General features: G+C 68.3%; 18 protein-coding genes. 16 read left to right on the top strand and 2 right to left on the bottom strand.

Annotated features, from left to right (window positions below; all coding sequences use genetic code 11):
* Position 1: 1 nt before the first annotated feature.
* The 12 genes from nuoH (at position 2) to B7L05_RS14825 (ending at position 11388) form a co-directional block, all read left to right on the top strand.
* On the top strand, positions 2–1048 hold the full coding sequence (nuoH, locus tag B7L05_RS14875) for an NADH-quinone oxidoreductase subunit NuoH (protein WP_085811062.1): 1047 nt from the start codon (positions 2–4) through the stop codon (positions 1046–1048).
* A gap of 1 nt (position 1049) precedes the next feature.
* Entirely contained in the window at positions 1050–1535 is a 486-nt protein-coding gene (nuoI, locus tag B7L05_RS14870; RefSeq protein WP_085811061.1) for an NADH-quinone oxidoreductase subunit NuoI, read from the top strand.
* A gap of 39 nt (positions 1536–1574) precedes the next feature.
* Positions 1575–2186, top strand: a complete 612-nt coding sequence (locus B7L05_RS14865) for an NADH-quinone oxidoreductase subunit J (RefSeq protein ID WP_085811060.1) — start codon at positions 1575–1577, stop codon at positions 2184–2186.
* An 8-nt stretch (positions 2187–2194) separates the two neighbouring features.
* On the top strand, positions 2195–2497 hold the full coding sequence (gene nuoK / locus B7L05_RS14860; protein WP_082746336.1) for an NADH-quinone oxidoreductase subunit NuoK: 303 nt from the start codon (positions 2195–2197) through the stop codon (positions 2495–2497).
* Between the two features lie 7 nt (positions 2498–2504).
* Positions 2505–4610 carry an NADH-quinone oxidoreductase subunit L gene (gene nuoL, locus B7L05_RS14855; RefSeq protein ID WP_085811059.1) on the top strand — a complete coding sequence of 702 codons (2106 nt, stop codon included), beginning with the start codon at positions 2505–2507 and terminating at the stop codon, positions 4608–4610.
* On the top strand, positions 4607–4738 hold the full coding sequence (locus B7L05_RS17745) for a hypothetical protein (RefSeq protein ID WP_256926779.1): 132 nt from the start codon (positions 4607–4609) through the stop codon (positions 4736–4738). The genes nuoL and B7L05_RS17745 overlap by 4 nt, the downstream gene beginning before the upstream one ends.
* Positions 4735–6288, top strand: coding sequence for an NADH-quinone oxidoreductase subunit M (locus B7L05_RS14850; RefSeq protein ID WP_085811058.1), 1554 nt, complete (start codon positions 4735–4737; stop codon positions 6286–6288). The genes B7L05_RS17745 and B7L05_RS14850 overlap by 4 nt, the downstream gene beginning before the upstream one ends.
* Complete coding sequence (gene nuoN / locus B7L05_RS14845) at positions 6288–7748, top strand: NADH-quinone oxidoreductase subunit NuoN (RefSeq protein WP_085811057.1); 1461 nt, start codon at positions 6288–6290, stop codon at positions 7746–7748. Before B7L05_RS14850 ends, nuoN begins: the two co-directional genes overlap by 1 nt.
* Positions 7715–8464, top strand: a complete 750-nt coding sequence (locus B7L05_RS14840; protein WP_307718271.1) for a biotin--[acetyl-CoA-carboxylase] ligase — start codon at positions 7715–7717, stop codon at positions 8462–8464. Before nuoN ends, B7L05_RS14840 begins: the two co-directional genes overlap by 34 nt.
* Before the next feature lie 11 nt (positions 8465–8475).
* Positions 8476–9261 (top strand): type III pantothenate kinase, encoded by a 786-nt coding sequence (locus B7L05_RS14835; RefSeq protein WP_085811055.1) that lies wholly within the window; start codon positions 8476–8478, stop codon positions 9259–9261.
* A gap of 219 nt (positions 9262–9480) precedes the next feature.
* Entirely contained in the window at positions 9481–11118 is a 1638-nt protein-coding gene (locus tag B7L05_RS14830) for a ribonuclease J (protein ID WP_179187242.1), read from the top strand.
* 6 nt (positions 11119–11124) lie between these two features.
* The gene (locus tag B7L05_RS14825) at positions 11125–11388 is read left to right on the top strand and encodes a DUF1467 family protein (RefSeq protein WP_085811053.1); all 264 of its coding nucleotides are present in this window, start codon (positions 11125–11127) and stop codon (positions 11386–11388) included.
* A gap of 45 nt (positions 11389–11433) precedes the next feature.
* Here the strand turns inward: B7L05_RS14825 and B7L05_RS14820 are convergent, their stop codons facing one another.
* A complete protein-coding gene (locus tag B7L05_RS14820; RefSeq protein ID WP_256926778.1) occupies positions 11434–13719 on the bottom strand; it encodes a hypothetical protein in 2286 nt (761 codons plus the stop codon).
* 103 nt (positions 13720–13822) lie between these two features.
* On the opposite strand from B7L05_RS14820, the gene B7L05_RS14815 reads away from it, so the two are divergent.
* The 4 genes from B7L05_RS14815 to B7L05_RS14800 are packed head-to-tail and all read left to right on the top strand — an operon-like array spanning position 13823 to position 17803.
* Positions 13823–14116, top strand: a complete 294-nt coding sequence (locus B7L05_RS14815; protein WP_085811051.1) for an Hpt domain-containing protein — start codon at positions 13823–13825, stop codon at positions 14114–14116.
* 57 nt (positions 14117–14173) lie between these two features.
* Positions 14174–15364, top strand: coding sequence for a hypothetical protein (locus B7L05_RS14810; RefSeq protein WP_085811050.1), 1191 nt, complete (start codon positions 14174–14176; stop codon positions 15362–15364).
* A 25-nt stretch (positions 15365–15389) separates the two neighbouring features.
* On the top strand, positions 15390–16466 hold the full coding sequence (locus tag B7L05_RS14805) for a DUF2336 domain-containing protein (RefSeq protein ID WP_085811049.1): 1077 nt from the start codon (positions 15390–15392) through the stop codon (positions 16464–16466).
* Positions 16466–17803, top strand: a complete 1338-nt coding sequence (locus B7L05_RS14800; RefSeq protein WP_085811048.1) for a HAMP domain-containing sensor histidine kinase — start codon at positions 16466–16468, stop codon at positions 17801–17803. Before B7L05_RS14805 ends, B7L05_RS14800 begins: the two co-directional genes overlap by 1 nt.
* Here B7L05_RS14800 and B7L05_RS14795 read toward each other — a convergent pair.
* On the bottom strand, positions 17800–19596 hold the full coding sequence (locus tag B7L05_RS14795) for an AcrB/AcrD/AcrF family protein (protein ID WP_256926777.1): 1797 nt from the start codon (positions 19594–19596) through the stop codon (positions 17800–17802). The genes B7L05_RS14800 and B7L05_RS14795 overlap by 4 nt on opposite strands.
* Positions 19597–19663: the final 67 nt, after the last annotated feature.

Here is a 19663-nt window from a genome sequence, read left to right as displayed (position 1 = left end):
CATGACGCAGTTCTTCACTTCTTACGGCATGGACTACGGCTGGGCGTGGTTCCTTGCCACGATCATCGGTATTCTCGTCATCGCGCTGCCGCTGATGCTGGCGGTGGCGATGATCATCTACGCCGATCGCAAGATCTGGGCGGCGATGGCGCTGCGCCGCGGCCCCAACGTCGTCGGTCCGTTCGGTTTGCTGCAGTCGTTCGCCGACGGTCTTAAGGTCTTCCTCCAGGAAACGATCGTGCCGACCGCGGCAAACCGCGGCCTGTTCCTGCTCGCGCCAATCATCACCTTTACCGTCGCGCTGATCGTGTGGGCGGTGGTGCCGTTCGACGTCGGCGTCGTGCTGGCGGACATCAACGTCGGTCTGCTCTACATTCTCGCCGCCTCGTCGCTCGGTGTCTACGGCATCATTCTCGCCGGCTGGTCGTCGAACTCGAAATATCCGTTCTTCTCGGCGATCCGCGCCGCGGCACAGATGGTCAGCTACGAAGTCGCGATCGGCTTCGTGCTCATCTCGGTCATCATGTGGGCGGGCACGTTTAACCTCACCGGGATCGTCGAGGCGCAGCGCAGCGTGCTGGGCACGCCGATCAACGGCTTCTTCCTCAACCCGCTGCTGTTTCCGATGGCAGTGATGTTCTTCATCTCCTCGCTGGCCGAGACGCAGCGCGCGCCGTTCGATCTGACCGAGGCGGAATCGGAACTCGTCGCGGGTTATCAGACCGAATATTCGTCGATGAGCTTCGCGCTTTACTGGCTGGGCGAATACGCCAACGTGCTGTTGATGTGCACGCTCAATGCGACGCTGTTCTGGGGCGGCTACCTGCCGCCGCTTGACTGGGCGCCGCTCTACTGGGTGCCGGGGATCATCTGGCTGTTCGCCAAGATCCTGTTCTTCTTCTTCCTGTTCAGTTGGGTGAAGGCGACGGTGCCGCGCTATCGCTACGACCAGCTGATGCGGCTGGGCTGGAAGGTGTTCCTGCCGGTGTCGCTGTTCTGGGTGTTCCTCGTGTCCGGCGTGCTGATGCTGAACCGGGTTGGGATCTGATATGGGTATCGCTTCGACGATCAAGGCCTTCACCCTCTGGGAGTTCGTGAAGGCGCACGCGCTGACCTTGAAGTATTTCTTCAAGCCCAAGGCGACGATCAACTATCCGTTCGAGCGTAACCCGCTCTCTCCGCGGTTCCGTGGCGAGCACGCGCTGCGCCGCTATCCCAACGGCGAGGAACGCTGCATCGCGTGTAAGCTGTGCGAGGCGGTGTGCCCGGCGCTGGCGATCACGATCGAGGCCGAGCCGCGCGACGACGGCAGCCGCCGCACGACGCGCTACGACATCGACATGACGAAGTGCATCTTCTGCGGCCTGTGCCAGGAAGCCTGCCCGGTCGACGCGATCGTCGAGGGGCCGAACCTCGATTATTCGACCGAAACGCGCGAAGAACTGATCTACGACAAGGCCAAGCTGCTCGACAACGGCGACCGCTGGGAGCGGGCGCTCGCGGCGAACATTGCCGCCGACGCGGCATATCGGTAGGCGACGCGCGATGATTCACCGCACCCCCGTGGTGATGGCATGATCCAGGCCATCGCCTTCTATCTCTTCGCCGTCGTCGTGCTCGTGTCGGGCGCGATGACGATCGGCTCGCGCAACCCGGTGCACAGCGTGCTGTGGCTGATCCTGGCGTTCTTCAACGCCGCCGGGCTTATGGTGCTGGTGGGCGCTGAGTTCATCGCGATGCTTCTCGTCATCGTCTACGTCGGGGCGGTCGCGGTGCTGTTCCTCTTCGTCGTCATGATGCTCGATATCGACTTCGCTGAGCTACGCGCTGGTTTCGTGCGGTATTTCGGGCTGGGGCTGGTGCTCGCGGTGGCGCTGGTGTGCGAGATCCTGATTGGCGTCGGCGCATGGAGCGCGGGCGGGGTCGATCTCGCGCGGCGTGCGGCGCCGACCGACGCGACGCTGCCCAACATCCAGGCGATCGGCAACCTCCTCTACACGCGCTACCTGTTCGTGTTCGAGGGCGCGGGGCTCGTGCTGCTCGTCGCGATGATCGGCGCGATCGTCCTGACGCACCGCCAGCGACACGGCGTGCGCCCGCAGAACATCGCCGCGCAGATCGCACGCCGCCCGCAGGATGCGACACGCAACATGCGGCCGGAAATCGGGCAGGGGGTGCAGCTGTGACCGGGGCGATCGGCCTGATCCACTATCTCGTCGTGGCGGCACTGCTGTTCACGATGGGCGTGCTGGGGATCTTCCTCAACCGCAAGAACATCATCGTCATCCTGATGGCGATCGAGCTGATCCTGCTCGCGGTGAACATCAATCTCGTCGCCTTCTCGGCGGCGTTGAACGATCTCGTCGGGCAAGTTTTCGCGATGTTCGTGCTGACCGTCGCTGCCGGTGAGGCGGCGATCGGGCTCGCCATTCTCGTCATCTTCTTCCGCGGTCGGGGCTCGATCTCGGTCGACGATCCCAGCCGGATGAAGGGCTGAACGACCCGTGACCTCGATCCTCTTCATCGTCTTCCTGCCGCTGCTCGCGGCGGCGATTGCCGGGCTCGGCAATCGTGCGATCGGCAACGTCGCTGCGAAGGGTGTGACGACCGCCGCGTTGTTCATCGCGTGCGCGCTGTCGTGGCCGATCTTCATCGGCTTCATGACGGGCAGCCTCTCGGCCTCCGTCACGCCGGTGCTCCACTTCATCACCTCGGGCAGCTTCGACGTGTCGTGGGCGCTGCGCGTCGATGCGCTGACCAGCGTCATGCTGGTGGTCATCACCAGCGTCTCGGCGCTCGTTCACCTCTACAGCTGGGGGTATATGGAGGAGGATCCGGATCAGCCACGGTTCTTCGCCTATCTGTCGCTGTTCACCTTTGCGATGCTGATGCTGGTGACGGCGGACAACCTCATCCAGATGTTCTTCGGCTGGGAAGGCGTCGGTCTCGCTAGCTACCTGCTGATCGGTTTCTGGTTCAAGAAGCCGAGCGCCAGCGCCGCCGCGATCAAGGCGTTCGTCGTCAATCGCGTCGGTGACCTGGGCTTCATGCTCGGCATCTTCGGCACCTATCTCGTGTTCGACACGGTCTCGATCCCCGCGATCCTTGAGGCTGCGCCCGGCATGGCTGGATCGACGATCGGCTTCCTCGGCTACCGCTTCGATACGATGACGGTGCTCTGCCTGCTCCTGTTCGTCGGCGCGATGGGCAAGTCGGCGCAGCTTGGCCTGCACACCTGGCTGCCCGACGCGATGGAAGGCCCGACCCCGGTGTCGGCGCTGATCCACGCCGCGACGATGGTCACCGCGGGCGTATTCATGGTCTGCCGCCTATCGCCGATGTTCGAAACTTCGCAGACTGCGCTCCACGTCGTCACTGCGATCGGTGCCGCAACGTGTATCTTCGCCGCGACGATCGGCACGACGCAGACCGACATCAAGCGCGTGATCGCCTATTCGACGTGCTCGCAGCTCGGCTACATGTTCTTCGCCGCGGGCGTCGGCGCCTATGGCGCGGCGATGTTCCACCTGTTCACGCACGCCTTCTTCAAGGCGCTGCTGTTCCTCGGCGCGGGCTCGGTGATCCACGCGATGCATCACGAGCAGGACATGCGTTTCTACGGCGGCCTGCGCCGGCATATCCCGATCACCTTCTGGGCGATGCTGCTCGGTACGTTGGCGATCACCGGCGTCGGCATCTACGGCGTCGGCGGTTTCGCCGGCTACCATTCGAAGGACGCGATCCTCGAGGTCGCCTGGGCGTCGGGGCGCGGGCAGGGCGCGTTCTGGGTCGGCACGATCGCCGCGCTACTGACGAGCTTCTATTCGTGGCGTCTGATGTTCCTCACCTTCTGGGGCGCACCGCGTTGGGCCGGGTCCGAGCATATCCAGCACGCTGTCCACGACGCGCATGGTCACGGCCCCGACGCGCATGGCCACGATGCGCACGGTCACGAGGCGCACGGGCATGATGATCCCGCCGCGGAGGACGCCGGCCATGCGCCGCACGCCCACGGCCGCGACATAGAGTCCGTGCCGACGGGCACCGCGGGCTACCATCCGCACGAGAGCCCGGTGTCGATGCTGGTGCCGCTCATCGTGCTGTCGCTTGGCGCCGTGTTCGCCGGCTATGTGTTCCATGGCTGGTTCATCGAGCCCGAGGCGGGCGAGCGGTTCTGGCGCGGCAGCCTCGCGTTCAACGAACATCTGATGCACGAGATGCACGCCGTGCCGCTGCTGGTGAAGCTCGCCGCGACGATCGTCATGCTGATCGGTCTGTTCGGCGCGTGGATGGCCTATATCCGTCGTACCGATTGGCCGCGTCGCTTCACGACGACGTTCGACGCGCTGTACGATTTCATCGCGCACAAATGGTATTTCGACGAGCTGTACAACCTGCTGTTCGTCCGGCCGGCATTCGCGATCGGCCGCCTGCTGTGGCACAAGGGCGACGAGGGCACGATCGACCGCTTCGGCCCGAACGGCGCGGCCTGGGTGACGCAGGTGACCAGCCGGGTCGCCGGCCGGGTGCAGACAGGCTACGTCTACACCTACGCCTTCGTCATGCTGATCGGGCTCACCGCCGCGGCGACCTGGGTGATCGCAGGATGATCCGCGCGGACACCACCACGCGCGTTTCGGCCGCTCGCGCCGCAACGCTTGATCTCATCGCCCCGCTGTTCGGGGAAGGGCGTGGCGCATCGGCGCGCGGCCCGAACGGCCTGCTGGGGGCGAAGTGACCGGTTTTCCCATCCTCTCGCTGATGCTCGCAATCCCGGCGCTCGCCGCGGTCGCCTGCCTCTTCCTGTCGGCACAGAGCGCGCGCTGGCTCGCGCTGGCGGCGACGCTCGCCGATCTGGCGCTCGGCGTCATCCTGTGGCTCAGCTTCGACGTCGGCGGCGCGCAGTGGCAGTTCGTCGAATATGCGCCGCTGTTCGGCCGCTTCGCCTGGGCGCTTGGCATCGACGGCTATGCGCTGCTGCTGATTGCGCTCAGCGTGTTCCTGATGCCGATCTGCATTGGCGCATCGTGGGACGCGATCGAAAAACGCGTGCCCGAATACATGGCGGCGTTCCTGCTCACCGAAGTGCTGATGATCGGCACCTTCGCGGCGCAGGATATCTTCCTGTTCTACATCTTCTTCGAAGCCGGCCTGATCCCGATGTTCCTCATCATCGGTATCTGGGGCGGTGCGAACCGCATCTACGCGTCGTACAAGTTCTTCCTGTACACGCTGCTCGGCTCGCTGCTGATGTTCATCGCGATGCTCTACATGAGCATCACTGCGGACACGACGTCGATCCCGGCGCTGATGGCGTATGATTTCCCGCCGGACGTGCAGACCTGGCTGTGGCTCGCCTTCTTCGCCTCCTTCGCGGTGAAGATGCCGATGTGGCCGGTCCACACTTGGTTGCCCGATGCGCACGTCCAGGCGCCGACGGCGGGATCGGTGATCCTGGCGGGCGTGCTGCTGAAGCTCGGCGGCTACGGCTTCCTGCGCTTCAGCCTGCCGATGTTCCCGGAGGCGTCGTCGCAGCTCGTCTGGCTCGTCTTCGCGCTGTCGGCGGTGGCGGTGATCTACACCAGCCTCGTCGCGCTGGTGCAGTCGGACATGAAGAAGCTGATCGCCTATTCGTCGGTCGCGCACATGGCGATCGTCACGATCGGCCTGTTCGCGTTCAACGCGCAGGGGATCGAGGGCGCGATGATGGTGATGCTCGGGCACGGGCTCGTCTCTGGCGCGCTGTTCCTGTGCGTCGGCGTGATCTACGATCGCCTACACACTCGCGAGATCGCGCGCTACGGCGGGCTTGCCAGCAACATGCCGCGCTACGCCGTCTTCTTCCTGCTCTTCACGATGGCGTCGATCGGCCTGCCAGGGACGAGCAACTTCGTCGGCGAGCTGCTGGCGTTGATGGGCACGTACAAGGTGTCGACGACGATCGCGCTGCTGTGCACCACCGGCATTATCCTCGGCGCGGCGTACATGCTCTATCTGTACCGCCGCGTGGTGTTTGGCGAGATCAAGTCGGAAGAGGTGCGCGCGATGCCCGATCTGTCGCGCCGTGAACTCTGGCTGCTCGCACCGATCGCCGCCGCGGTGCTGTGGATGGGCGTCTATCCCGAAAGCTTCCTCGCGCCGATGCGCGCTGACACCGCGCGACTGCTCGCGCGGATCGAGCGCGCACAGCCCGCCGGTGACTCGCGCCCGACACCCGGCACCGGCATCGTTCCCGCCGCGCATGCAGAAGGCGCCGCGCACGCCACCGCCCCCGGAAAGGCGCACTGATGGACTATGCATCGCAGGTCGCGATGACCCTTCCCGAAGTCGTGCTGGCGCTCGGTGCGCTGGCGCTGATGATGGTGTCGGCTTGGGCGCCTGCCACGGCGACGCGAGCGATCTCGTGGACGGCGGTTGCGGTACTTGGCGGCGCGTGCCTCGCGCTGATCGGGCCCGCGACGGGCGGCGGCGCGGCGTTCGACGGCATGTACCGTGCGGATGCCTTCGCCGGCTTCGGCAAGGTGCTGATCTACATCGCCTCGGCGATCGCGATCGTCCTTGCGCCGAGCTTCTTCGAGCGCACCGCGGGTGACGACCTGCGGCCCGAATATCCCGTGCTGATCCTGCTGTCGGCGATTGGCATGGGGATCATGGTCTCCGCCGGCGATCTGCTGACGCTCTACATCGGTCTCGAGCTGCAGAGCCTCGCCGCCTATGTACTCGCCAGCTTCATGCGGCAGGACGCGCGTTCAGCGGAGGCTGGCCTAAAGTATTTCGTGCTCGGCGCGCTTGCCAGCGGCATCCTCCTCTACGGCATCAGCCTTGTTTACGGCTTCACCGGCTCGACGATGTTCGGCGAGATTGCTGGCGCGTATGGCGCGGCAACGCTGACGGGCGACGCGAAGTCGATCGGCCTCATGTTCGGGCTCGTCTTTGTCTTCGCCGGCATCGCCTTCAAGATCAGCGCGGTGCCGTTCCACATGTGGACGCCCGACGTCTACGAAGGCGCGCCGACGCCGGTGACCGCGTTCTTCGCCTCCGCGCCGAAGGTAGCCGCGATGGGGCTTGCGGCACGCGTCGCGATCGAGGCGATGGGCCCGGCGGCGGACCAGTGGCGCCAGATCGTGATCTTCGCCGCGCTCGCGTCGATCATCCTCGGCGCGGTTGCCGCGATCGGGCAGAGCAACATCAAGCGCCTGCTCGCCTATTCGTCGATCAACAACGTCGGTTTCGCGCTGATCGGCCTCGCAGCGGCAACGCCCGAGGGTGTCGCGTCGGTGCTGACGTACATGGCGATCTACATCGCGACGACGCTCGGCGCGTTCCTCGTCGTGCTGCAGATGCGCGACGAGGCGGGGCAGCCGATCGAGACGATCGCCTCGCTCTCCGGCCTGTCGCGCAGCCGCCCGGGCCTGGCCGCTGCGCTGGCGATCTTCATGTTCAGCCTTGCCGGCATCCCGCCGCTGTTCGGGTTCTGGGCGAAGTTCGCGGTGTTCGATGCCGCGGTGCGCGCCGGGCTGTTCCCGCTCGCCGTCGTCGGCATCGCGGCGAGCACGATCGGCGCCTATTATTATCTGCGCGTCGTCAAGACGATGTACTTTGATGAGCCGGCTGCGGCGTTCGGCACGGGTGATCGGCTGGAGGGCGGGCTGATCGCGGTGGCCGCGGTCGCAGTATCGCCGCTCGGCTATCTCGCCATTCCGCTGCTCGGTAGCTGGACGATGGCGGCAGCGCAGGCGCTGTTCTGAGCGGACCGGCGCTGCCGGCGATCCTGACGGTCGCGGAGACCGGCTCGACCAACGCCGACCTCCTCGCGCTCGCCGCCGATGGCGCGCACGAAGGCAGCTGGCTGCGCGCCGAGCGGCAGACGGCGGGCCGCGGGCGTCAAGGTCGTGCATGGGAATCGCTGGGCGGCAACCTCTATGCCAGCACGCTGATCCGGATCGTGCCGACGGATCCCCCTGCAGCGTCACTCGCGCTCGTCTGCGCGGTGGCGCTCGCCGAGACGATCGGGACGCTCGGCTGCCCCGCGGTGACGATCAAATGGCCCAACGATCTGCTGCTTGACGGCGCAAAGCTTGCCGGCATTCTCCTCGAGCGCAGCGGCGACGCGGTGATTGCCGGCTTCGGCGTCAATCTCGCGACGCACCCCACGATCGAGGGGCGCCAGACCGCGAGCCTCGCCGGTCGCTTGTGGGTGCACTCGGCGGCCGAGCTCTTCGATCACCTTGTCAGCGATTTTGCGCGCTGGCTCGGCATCTGGCGCCGCGACGGGCTCGCGCCCGTCATCGCGCGCTGGGAGGGGCAGGCACATCCCCTCGGCACGCCGCTCGTCGCCAATCTGTCGGACGGATCATCTTTGGCGGGCGCGTTCGTTGGCCTAGCGGATGACGGCGCACTGCGGCTGCGCTTGGCGGATGGCGCGGTCCGTGTCATCCACGCCGCCGACGTGTTCGTGGTTTAGGGGGGAAGATCATGCTGCTCGCGGTCGATGCGGGGAACACCAACATCGTCTTCGCGCTCGTCGACGGGCGCGAGATCAAGACGCGCTGGCGCATCGCCACCGATCCGCGCCGCACCGCGGATGAGTATGCCGTGTGGCTGAGCCAGCTGCTCGCGCTCGAAGGGTATCAGCGCAGCGATGTCGACGCGGTGGTCGTCTCCACCGTCGTTCCGCGCGCGCTGCACAATCTGCAGGTGCTCTCGTCCAAATACTTCGGTTCCGACGCACTGGTCGCGGGGCGCGCGCCGCTCGAATGGGGCGTCGCGCTCGACGTCGACGAGCCGCAGAACCTCGGCGCGGATCGGGCGGTGAACACGATCGCGGCGCACGCGCTGCACGCCGGCGACCTGATCGTGATCGATTTCGGCACCGCGACGACGCTCGACGTGTCTGACTTCAACGGCGCCTACAAGGGCGGAATCATCGCGCCGGGCATCAACCTGTCGCTCGACGCGCTGGTCAACGCCGCGGCCAAGCTGCCGCGCATCGCGATCGAGGCGCCTAAGAACAACCTGTCCGTGATTGGCCGCAACACCGTGGATCAGATGAACATCGGCATCTACTGGGGTTATCTCGCGATGATCGAGGGGCTGGTCGCGCGGATGAAGGCGGAGATCGGGCGTCCGGCCAAGGTGATCGCCACCGGCGGCCTCGCCACGCTGTTCGAGCAGCACACGGGGGTATTCGACGCGATCGAGCCCGATCTGACGATCCAGGGGCTGGCGATCATGGCCGAGCGCGCCCATATCATCGGGTGAAAGATTTCACCGCCGCATCCGCCGAACCGTTGCTGCGAGACGCCCTGGCTGGCGCGTAGCAACGACCGTTCGCGACGCGGCGGACTGACCGCCCGGCCAACCGGCTTGGCGACGAGATTGGGGCACGGGCTTCCCCCAGATAACGAAGCCTTGATCATGAGGCGCCCCGGCGCCCGCACCGCCGCCACATTGCGGCGGTGTTGCTGAAGGACGAATACGATTTCCAAGAACGACGAACTTCTCTTCTGCGCCCTCGGCGGCTCGGGCGAGATCGGCATGAACGTGAACCTCTATGGCGCGCAGGGCCGCTGGGTGATGGTCGATTGCGGCGTCACCTTTGCCGATCACCAATATCCCGGCATCGATCTGGTACTGCCCGACCTTGCCTTCATCGAGGAGCGGCTCGACACGCTCGACGGCATCGTCATTACGCACGGGCATGAGGATCATATCGGCGCGCTGCCGTATCTGGCCGACGATCTCGGTGTGCCGATCTACGCGACGCCGTTCACCGCCGGGCTCATCCGCCACAAGCTGGAGGAGGAGCGGATCGCCGACCGGATCGACCTGCGCGTGATCGAACCGGGTAAGTCATTCCGCGTCGGCCCGTTCGGGTTCGAGTTCGTGCCGATGTCGCACTCGATCCCTGAGGCGAACGCGCTCCTCATCGACACACCGCAGGGCCGTGTGTTTCACACCGGCGACTGGAAGCTCGATCCCGATCCGGTGATCGGGAAGCCGGCGCGCGCCGAAGAGCTTAAGGCGATCGGCGATCGCGGGATCGACGTGCTGGTGTGCGATTCGACCAACGTGTTCAACGACACCGCGTCCGGTTCCGAGAGCGACGTGCGCGGCGGGCTGATGGAGACGATCGGCAAAGCGAAGGGGCGCGTGCTCGTCACCACCTTCGCCTCCAACGCCGCGCGGCTGCACACGCTGGGCGAAGTGGCGCGCGAGACTGGGCGCACCCTATGCGTCACCGGCCGCTCGCTCGATCGTATCATCAAGGTCGCGCGCAGCTGCGGCTATCTGCGCGATTTTCCCGATACGGTATCGCCCGAAGAGGCGATGCGGCTGCCGCGCGACAAGGTGCTGATCGTCGCCACGGGCGGGCAGGGCGAGCCGCGCGCGGCGCTCGCCCGTGTCGCGGAGGGCCAGCATCCGATCAAGCTCGACGCGGGCGATACCGTCGTCTTCTCGTCGAAGCAGATTCCCGGCAACGAGGTGGCGATCGGTCGTATCCAGAACATCCTCGCCGGTCGCGGCGTCGCGATGGTCACGGAGAAGCAGGCGCACGTCCACGTGTCGGGCCACCCAGGCCGGCCCGAGCTCGAGCAGCTCTACGGCTGGCTGCGGCCCCGTGTCCTCGTGCCCGTCCACGGCGAGATGCGGCATCTGATGGAGCAGGCGCGCTTTGGCCTTGCGCGCGGCATTCCGCGCACGCTGGTGCAGACCGACGGCGATCTGGTGCGTCTTGCGCCCGGTGATCCGGCCAAGATCGGCCACGCGCCCGTCGGCCGCCTAGTCCTTGACGGTGACGTGATCCTGCCGGCGGACGGCGGGACGATCAACGAGCGTCGCCGCCTCGGCGTCAATGGCCAGATCTCGGTTGCGTTCGCACTGGCGCAGGACGGCCGGCTTGCCGGCACGCCGCAGGTGCGGCTGCAGGGCATCCCTGTGGAGGAGGAGCGCGACGCATTCATCGCCGAGGCGGAGGATGCGGCGGCGGAGGCGGCACGCGGCCGCAATCGCGATCGCAATCGCGTGCGCGAAGACGTGCGCCTCGCGGTGCGCCGCTGCGCCACGCGCTGGACCGGCAAGAAGCCGGTCGTCGACGTCCTGATGATCGAGGTGTGACGCACCATGCGCTGGTCGTCCGCGCTCGCGATCTACATCCTGTTCTGGTCGTTCAGCGTCTTCCTTGTGCTGCCCTTCGGCGTCCGCACCACGGAAGAGGCTGGCGGCGATCGGATCCGCGGTCAGGCGGATAGCGCGCCGCATGAATTCTCGCTGAGGCGGCTGATCGTGCGCGTGACGATCGTCGCGACGATCTTGTTCGGCCTGTTCTACGCCAATTACGTGTTCGACTGGATCACGCCGGCGATGGTCGACCTCACCAAATACTAAGGCATCGCGGGCGGCAGGCGGCGCTGCCTGCGGCCCGCGGCGCCGCTAGCGCAGCCGCTCGATCGCCTGCGCCAGCGCGACGTACAATTTACCCATGTCAGACGACAGCAACGTGACGCCGAGTGGCGAGCCGTCGCGCTGCGTCAGGATCGTCCGCAACATCGCCTCGAAATCGTGGATGTAGCGGTTCACTTGGTCGCGGAAGCCGAGATCGTCGTCGTACAGGCGCGCGATCTCTCGCTGCTCGACGCCGTCGAGCAGCCGCACCGCGCGCCGCGTAAACACGCCGCGGTCGCCCTTCAGATACGCTGCCCAGGCACTGTCGGCGACATCTGGCGCGAAGCTGCGCGTGATGTCGATCGCGGCCGAATTGAGCGCCTCGATCAGCAGCGACGCGCGGCGGGCGAAGCTCTCCTGACTCGCTTCCTCCTGTTCGGCGCGCGCCACCTCCAGTCGCGTATCGACCGATGCTGCCGCCGCGTCGATCGCCTTGATCTGCTCGTCGAGCCGCAGCGCGGCGCGGTTGGCGGCCTCTACCGCCGTCTCCGCGCTGACGGCGATCTGCGCGATCTGCCCGTCGAGCCCGGCGTCGACCGCCCGCCGCAGCGCCGCCGCGCCCGATTTCTCCAGCGCCTCTGCCGCTTCTGGGATGACGCGCGCCAGCACCTCGCGCGCGTGATCTGCCGCCTGCGTCGCGGTGTCGCGCACGCGCAGCAGCGCCTCCAGCAGGCGCGGCGCGGCTTCTTCGGCGAAGCGGTTCGCTCGGTCGGCGGCATCGTCGACCATCTGCCCCATCGCATCCGCCTTGGCGCGGCCGGTCGACAGCGTCTCGAGCAGCGTGCCGCTCAACGTGTCGACGTTGTTGCGCTGGTCCGCCACCACCTGCGCGACCGCCTCGATCGCGCTGTGCGTGCTCTCCGCGGCGGTGACGAGCGCGAGCAGCTCTGGCTTCGCGGCGACGACCACCGCCTTGGCCGCCATCACTCGCGCGTCGAGACGGTCGACCGCGGCCGGCAGCGTTTCGTCGATCTCGCGCGCCGCCGCGTCGAGCGCGAGCAGCAGCGATTCGGTTGTAGCGATCGCCTTGGTTGCCATCGTGTCCCCGGCGACGAGCGCCTCGGTCATCGCGCTCGCCGAGCCGCCGAGCGCGCTGATCGACGCGGCGAGATGCTGCGAGCGCTCGACACCCAGGCGGTGTAGCTCATCGAGCTCGCCGCCGACGCGCGCGATGCCCACTTCGAGGTCGCCGACCAGCCCGTCGGCATTCGACCGCTGTGCAGCGAGTCGCGCGGTGATGCGGTCGATGACGATTTCGATCACGCCGATCCGCTCTGCGAGCGATTCGGCACTCTCGCGCGCTGCGGCGTCGAGCGCGGCCTGATTCGCGCCGACCATCGCGAGCATCGCGTCGCCCTGCGCGGCGATCCCCTTGCGCGATTCGTCGACCGCATCGGCGGTACGCGACAGCAACGCGTCGACCGCGCCCGTCATCTCCGCCGTGACGGCCTCTAACCGAACGCCTGCCGTCTCGCTGGTTGCCTCCATCCGTGCGATATGCGCCGCGAGCTTCTGTGCCGCCCCGCCAGCCACCGCTTCCGCCTCGCGCCCGCGATCGGCGAGTGCGACGATCTGTGCGTCCAGCGCCGCCACCTGCTCGCCTGCGGCCAGCCCGGCGCGTTCGATCTTGCCCGCCATCGCGTCGGCCTCGGCCTGCGCGCGCGGCATCGTGGCGAGGAGCACTGACAGGTTGTTCTGCGCATTACCCGCCGCCTCGGCGAGCGAGCGCGCGTGAACGTCGGCCTGGTCGATTTCTTCCGACAGGCCGCGACCGATCGCCGACAGCCGCGCGGTGGCCGCGTCGCCAATCGTGCTCAAATGCTGCACCTGTTCCGCGAGCCGCTGGCGATTGTCCTCCAGCGCGGCGGCAAGCGCACCCACCGTCCGTTCGAGCGCGGCGGCCTCGCCACGCATCGCGCGCGCGGTGGCGGCGAAGCGCATCGCCTCCGCCCGGCTCGTCCGCAGTGCGATCAACCACACCACGCCGGCAAGGACGGGTACCGCCACGAGCGCTGCGGCGAATTGCGCCACCGCCAAAGCCGGCATCGCCGCGAACTGCCCGCGCGCCAGCCAGATCAGCCCGGCGACCCACGCCACCGACACCGCAACCAGCGCGATCGGCCCGATATTGCGCAGCGGGGAGGGCGCGACGTAGCCGCCATTTTCCTCGATCGGCTCCTCGTCGAAGGCGAAATGCTCCGCCAGGGCGACGGGCGCTTCGGCCTCGGTCGGCTGCGGCTGATCGCTTGCGTCACGCGAGCGAATGTCGATCACTGATGGCCCCCCGGTCATGCCGCCGGGTGTATCACGAATCGATCGCGCCGAAAGCGAATAGCGGAAACTTGCGATTAAGCGTTGCCTGCTAGCGACTTGCCCCATGGCCTATGATCCCGGAGCTATCGATGCGGCGCTCGCTGCCGCCGTGGGGGACGATCCGGCGCTGATCGCCGAGCTTCGCGCCTCCTTCGTCGACAGCGCCAAGCGCGGGTTCGAGGCGCTCGCCGCCGCGTCGGACGACGAGGCGTGGCGTGCGGCGGCGTGGCGGCTGAAGGGGCTGGCGGCGAGTTTCGGCGCGGTGCGGCTGATGGCGCTCGCGACCCAGGCGACCGCGCTCTCGCCGAACGATGCCGCGATGCTGCGCAAGCTGCGCCGCGCGATCGAGCGGCTCTAGCCCGGTCACCGCCCGCCGCCGTTGCCCCGGGGCGGGACACGGCCTAAGCGCCCGGCGATGCTCGCCGGGTTGATCTTTGCCGTGCAGGACGCCGAGGACCGGCCCGGCGCGCTTGCCGCCACCCTGCCGTTCGCCGGCATGACGGTGATCGAATATCAGGCACGGCTGCTGATCGATGCGGGTGCGTCGCAGATCGTCGTCGTGGTTGCGCGGCTGACGCCCGAATTGCTCGGCGCGGTCGCCCGGATCGGGCGGCGCGGCGTGACGATCGATACGGTGCGCAGCGCCGCCGACGCCTCCGCCCGCCTCCATCCACTGTCGCACCTGCTGGTGCTCGCCGACGGGCTCGTCACGACGCAGACCGTACTGGCGCCCGTGGTGCGTACCCCGGGCGACGTGATGCTCGTCGTCGCCGACGGCGAGGCGACGGCAGGGTATGAGCGGGTCGGCGGGGGGCAGGCCTGGGCCGGCGTCGCGCGGCTCGACGGACGGCGTTTGGCGGAGGTTGCGGCAATGCCGCGCGATTATGACGTGCAATCGGCGCTGCTTCACGCCGCTGCACAGGCGGGCGCGCGCCGGCTGGTTCTGCCGGACGACGAGGGCCGCGCCGGCCACGGCATCGAACGGCGCCGCGACGCGCTTGAGGCGCGCAGCCGCGCCGTTGTCTCCGCGACGTTGGCGGCGCGTATCGGCTGGTTCGATCGCTGGATGGTGAAGCCGCTCGCACGGCTCACGCTGCCGCCGCTGATGCGCCGCCACGTGCCGACACCGGCGCTCGCCAGCGGCGCGGCTCTCGTCGCGCTCGGCGGGCTCGGCGCCTTGTGGGCGGGGCACCTAACTGCGGGGCTGCTCGCTGCTTTGGTGGGGGTTGCGACCGCAGCGCTCGCCTCGAGCTTCGCCTGGCTGCGCGACGAGACCGCGCTGGCGCGGGCCCTCGGCTGGCTGATCCTCGGTGTTCCCGCCGCCGCCGAGCTGCTCCTCGGTCATGTGCTCGATGCCGAGACGGGCGAGCGGACCGCAACGGTGCTCGCGCTCGCGCTAGCTGTCGCGGGCGGGCTGGGGACGCGCGCGATCGGCGAGGCGCGCGAGCCGTGGTGGGGCGATCCGCCGGGCTATCTGCTGCTCCTCGCGGCCGCGACGATCCTCGGCCTGCCGCTGCTCGGGCTCGCGCTTACCGGCGTCTATGCCGCGGTGACGCTTGGCCATGCGATCGAGCGGCTTCGTGCGCGAGGCTTAGCAGCGCTTTAACGCAACGCTTGCTAGAGCCGCCGCCATGTCGGCCGATCCCAACGACGCCTTGCGCGCGCCCCAGGTGACCGTCGCGCCGCTCGTCGCGCGCGCGGCGGCGGCAGATCGTCGTGCCGATCGGCGGTTGCAGACCGCGATCGAGGACTTCTTCCTGGCCGAGAACGATCGCCTCGACGATCGCACCCGCGCCGCGATCGGCACGCTGCTCACCGATGCGATTGGCGCGATCGCCGGTGAGATCGTGGGTCACGCGGCGCGGCAACTTTCGGGCCAGTGGCCGCGCCCGGAAGCGGCAGGGCTAGTCAGCCGGCTCAGCGCCTCGGGCCTGCTGCGCGACGCGGGATTGATGAGCGAACTGCTGGGGCAGACGCGGCAGGATCTTCTTGCCGATGCGCTGCGCGCCAATCGCGCGCCCGGCGCGCAGCCTGTGCTGCTGGCGCAGCTCGCCGGCTGTGGTGACGGGGTGATCGCCGCCGCCGCCCGGCTGTATCTTCAGGCGGAGAACCGACGTCGAACGGTGGGCGGCGCACGGGGCAGCGATTTTCCTGCTCACCTGCATCGTCAGCTGATCTGGTGGACCGCGGCGGCGGTGCGCGAGCAGCTGATCGCCGCGGGCGGGCCGCTCGATCGCCTCGATCGCGCGCTCGTTGCCGGGGCGCAGCGCAGCATCGCCGCGCACGACGACGACGATCGGCTAGATGCCGTCGCGCTGCGGCTCGCCACTGCGATCGACGCACGGCCGGAGGAACTGGCGGATCTGCTCGCCGGTGCGCTCGACGAGGGATATCCGGCCCTGTTTTGTGCGATCCTCGCGCACGCGCTCGGCATCGATTTCGGCGAGGCGCGCACGCTGGTGCTCGATCCCGAGGGCGACGTGCTGTGGCTCGCCCTACGCGCGCATCACGCCGATCGCGCGGCGATCGCGCGCGTCGGGCTGGCGCTCGCCGACGCCGATCCGCGCCGCGACATCGAGGGGTTCGCCGACAATCTCGACGCGATCGCCGCGATAACCCCCGAAGATGCGCGCGTCGCACTCGGCACGCTCTCGCTGCCGGCGGATTTCCGCGCCGCGGTGCGCGCGCTCGGGCGGATCAGCGCGTGATGATGATCGATCCACCGATCCTGTCGGCGAAGCTCGACGCCGCCGATTGCCTGATCGACGCCGATCCCGCCTTTCTCGCGCTCAACGAGCGTGCGGGCGGCGCGATCGGCGCGCCGCTCGCGACGCCGCAGCTCGCCACGATGGTGCGGCTCGCCCGGCGGCTGCGCATCCTCGTCTCGCGCGCCGTGACGATCGCCGACGCCGACCTCGATCTCGACTGCTGGGTGCGCGCGACGCCGACCGACCAGGGCGTGTCGCTGGCGATCTCGCCGACGCGTGAACGGCCCGCGTGGCGGTCACCCAGCGCGGGCGGCGTGGTGCCGCCGCCCGCCGGCGCCGACTGGATCTGGGAAACCGATGCCGGTCTGCGCCTGCAGCGCATCGCACCAGACGCAGGCGCACGGTTCGGCTTCGATGCCGATGCGGCGCTCGGGAAGCCGTTGACCCGCTTGTTCGCGCTAGAAGGCGGCGACGACGGCGTACTGACGCTGCTCGAGGCGGTGGCGGCGGCCGAGGATTTCGACGGCCAGCCCGCCGTGCTGCGCGAAAGCGGCGCGGCGGTGACGCTCGCCGGGCACGTCCGCCGCGACGGCAGCGGGGCTTTCGCCGGGTTCGTCGGTGGCACGTTCCACGAACGCGTCTCGCCCGCGCGTGAGGCGGAGGCGCTCGGTGACACGTTCAACCGGCGGCTCGACACGATCCTGCGCGGCCCGCTTGGGCGGATCGTCGCCAATGCCGACAGCATCAATGCCGGGGCCGAGGGCCCCATCGATCCGCACTACGCCGATTACGCCGCGGACATCGCCAGCGCCGCGCGTCACCTGATGGGGCTGATCGACGATCTCGCCGACATGCAGGCGATCGAGCGCGACGACTTCACCGTCGAGGACGAGGGGATCGACCTCGCCGACGTGACGCGGCGCGCCGCGGGGCTGCTCGCGGTCCGGGCCGCGAACGGCGGTGTCACGATCGACCGCAGCGACCTCGATAAGCCGCTCGCTGCGCACGGCGAGTTCCGACGCACGCTGCAGATCATGGTCAATCTGATCGGCAACGCGGTGCGCTACTCGCCGCGCGGCGCGACGATTTGGCTCAAGCTGCAGCGCGACGGAGACCGCGCGATTGCGATCGTTGCCGATCAGGGCAAGGGAATCGCGCCCGAGGATCAGGAGCGCATCTTCGGCAAGTTCGAGCGCGTCGATCCCGCCGAGGCGGGCGGCAACGGCCTCGGCCTCTACATCGCGCGCCGCTTGGCGCGCGCGATGGGCGGGGACTTGACGGTGGACAGCGCCCCGGACGCCGGCGCGCGCTTCGTGCTGACGCTGCCCGCCGCCTAGCGGATTCGGTACAGCCGCAGCGGTGATCCCTTCGGCATCGGCACCGACTGGAGCCAGTCGAACGTCTCCCCATGTGCCAGCCGATCGTAGAAGCCCCCGGGCGCGCGATCGCGATAGACGGTCGATTCGGCCATGTTCGGGCAGACCAGCATCAGCGTCGCGCCGTGCCGCTTCATGATCGCGCGTGCCTCCGCCGGCGACCGCTTGAAGGCGTGCTGCACGTCGAGGATCGCGTCGCCGTTACGGTGATACGGCCCGGCAATGGCATTGTGATGCGTCAGCGCGATCAACCGCGGCCCTAGATCGACGAAGGTGAAGATCGTCTGCCGCGGCAGGCGGTTGAGCGGGTCCATCGCCGGCAGCGTCAGGCATCGCCCGGTCGCGCGGTTGACGCGCTGGACGTAGGGTTTGGGGCGGTCGATCGGGAACCATTTGAGCGCCAGACCGGCGAACAGGCCGGAGATCGCGATGAATACCGCGACGGTGCCGAACACGCGCACGAACAGCGAGCGATGCCCCAGCAGCCACGGCAGGATCAGCCAGCCAAGCGCGGTGACGCCGGGGATCGCCAGCACCTGCGCCGCGGGCCCGGCGCGCACCTGCCACAGCAGCATCGCCATCGCGAAGACGGCGAACAGCGTGACGCACGCCCAGCCGAGCGCGCTCGGCTCGCGCCGCGCGCGCCACGTCGCGATCAGCGCGCCGATCAGCCCCATCGTCGGCAGCGCCATCAGCGGCAGCCCGACGCGCAGCGGGTGGCGATAGATCGGCTTCGCCTCGCGCACGTTGCCCAGCCAGTTGTTGTAAAGTTCGTCGGACACCTGCTCGGGCCGGCCGAGGCATTGCGGGAAGAGCAGGGCGAAGCCGGTGACGATGATCGCGCCCGCCGCCACTGCCAGCGCCAGCCGCACGCCGCGACGGGGCGGCGAGACCATCGCCAGAAGGGCGAGCAGCGCGCCCGCCGCGACGAATACGCTGAGCCAGATCGGGGTCAACGCGTCGCAGCGCATCACGCGGTTCGCCTCGGACGCGAAGATCGCGAAGCCCGCGGCGCACCCGCCGCCGAGCGCCAACGCATAGGTAAGCAGCCGCTGCCGCTCGGCCGCGTCCCATACCCAGCGCAACGCGATGATCGCGCCCGCCATGGCGCAATAGGGCAACATCTCGAGCCCGATCGTCAGCGATACGGCGCTCGCCAAACCGACCATCGCGCCACCGCGCGGGCCCCTGGGATCGCACAAGCCCGCCACCGTCAGGCTCAGCATCGCCAACTGCCAGCCGTGATGATCGATGCGATCGGGCATGAACATCAGCAGCGCGACGGTCGATCCCATCATGAAGACAATCGCGAGCGGCCATGCGGTCGGCGCCACGAGCCGCCGCACCGTCGCGCCGATGCCGAGCAGCGTCGCCGCGAGCGGGATCAGCGGTGCGATGCCGCAGGCAAGCTTCTCCGCCTCGGCGTTGCCGACGAACGGCCGCAGCAGCAGGATCAGCGCCGCAATCGGCAGATCGACGATGCGCGACCAGTGGATGTCGAACCCGCCCGGCGGGTTGAGGCGGTAGTTGCGCAGATCGTACCAGCCCTGCCCGCCGAGCAGCGCGCGCACCTGCATCAGCCGCATATTGTCGTCGGTATCGCCGAGCGACAGCCAGTGGATCGCGCTCCAGCGCTGCCACACGTAGAAGATCGCAACGACGATCCAGGCGATCAGCGTCAAGCGGATCCAATGACGGTCGAGTTCGGCGGCGAGCGCCGGGGGCAGGGCGGGTGTGCCCTTCGTATCGTTCAAAACTCTTCCCTCGATCCGCCGCGCACTTTAGGAGCCCCGCCACCACCCGTTTCCCTGGCCAAGCCGG

The organism is Sphingomonas sp. TZW2008 (genome assembly GCF_002117915.1).
Lineage (GTDB): Bacteria > Pseudomonadota > Alphaproteobacteria > Sphingomonadales > Sphingomonadaceae > Sphingomonas.
The sequence above is the reverse complement of the archived record's forward strand: the minus strand, read 5'-3'. Positions and strand labels throughout refer to the sequence as shown.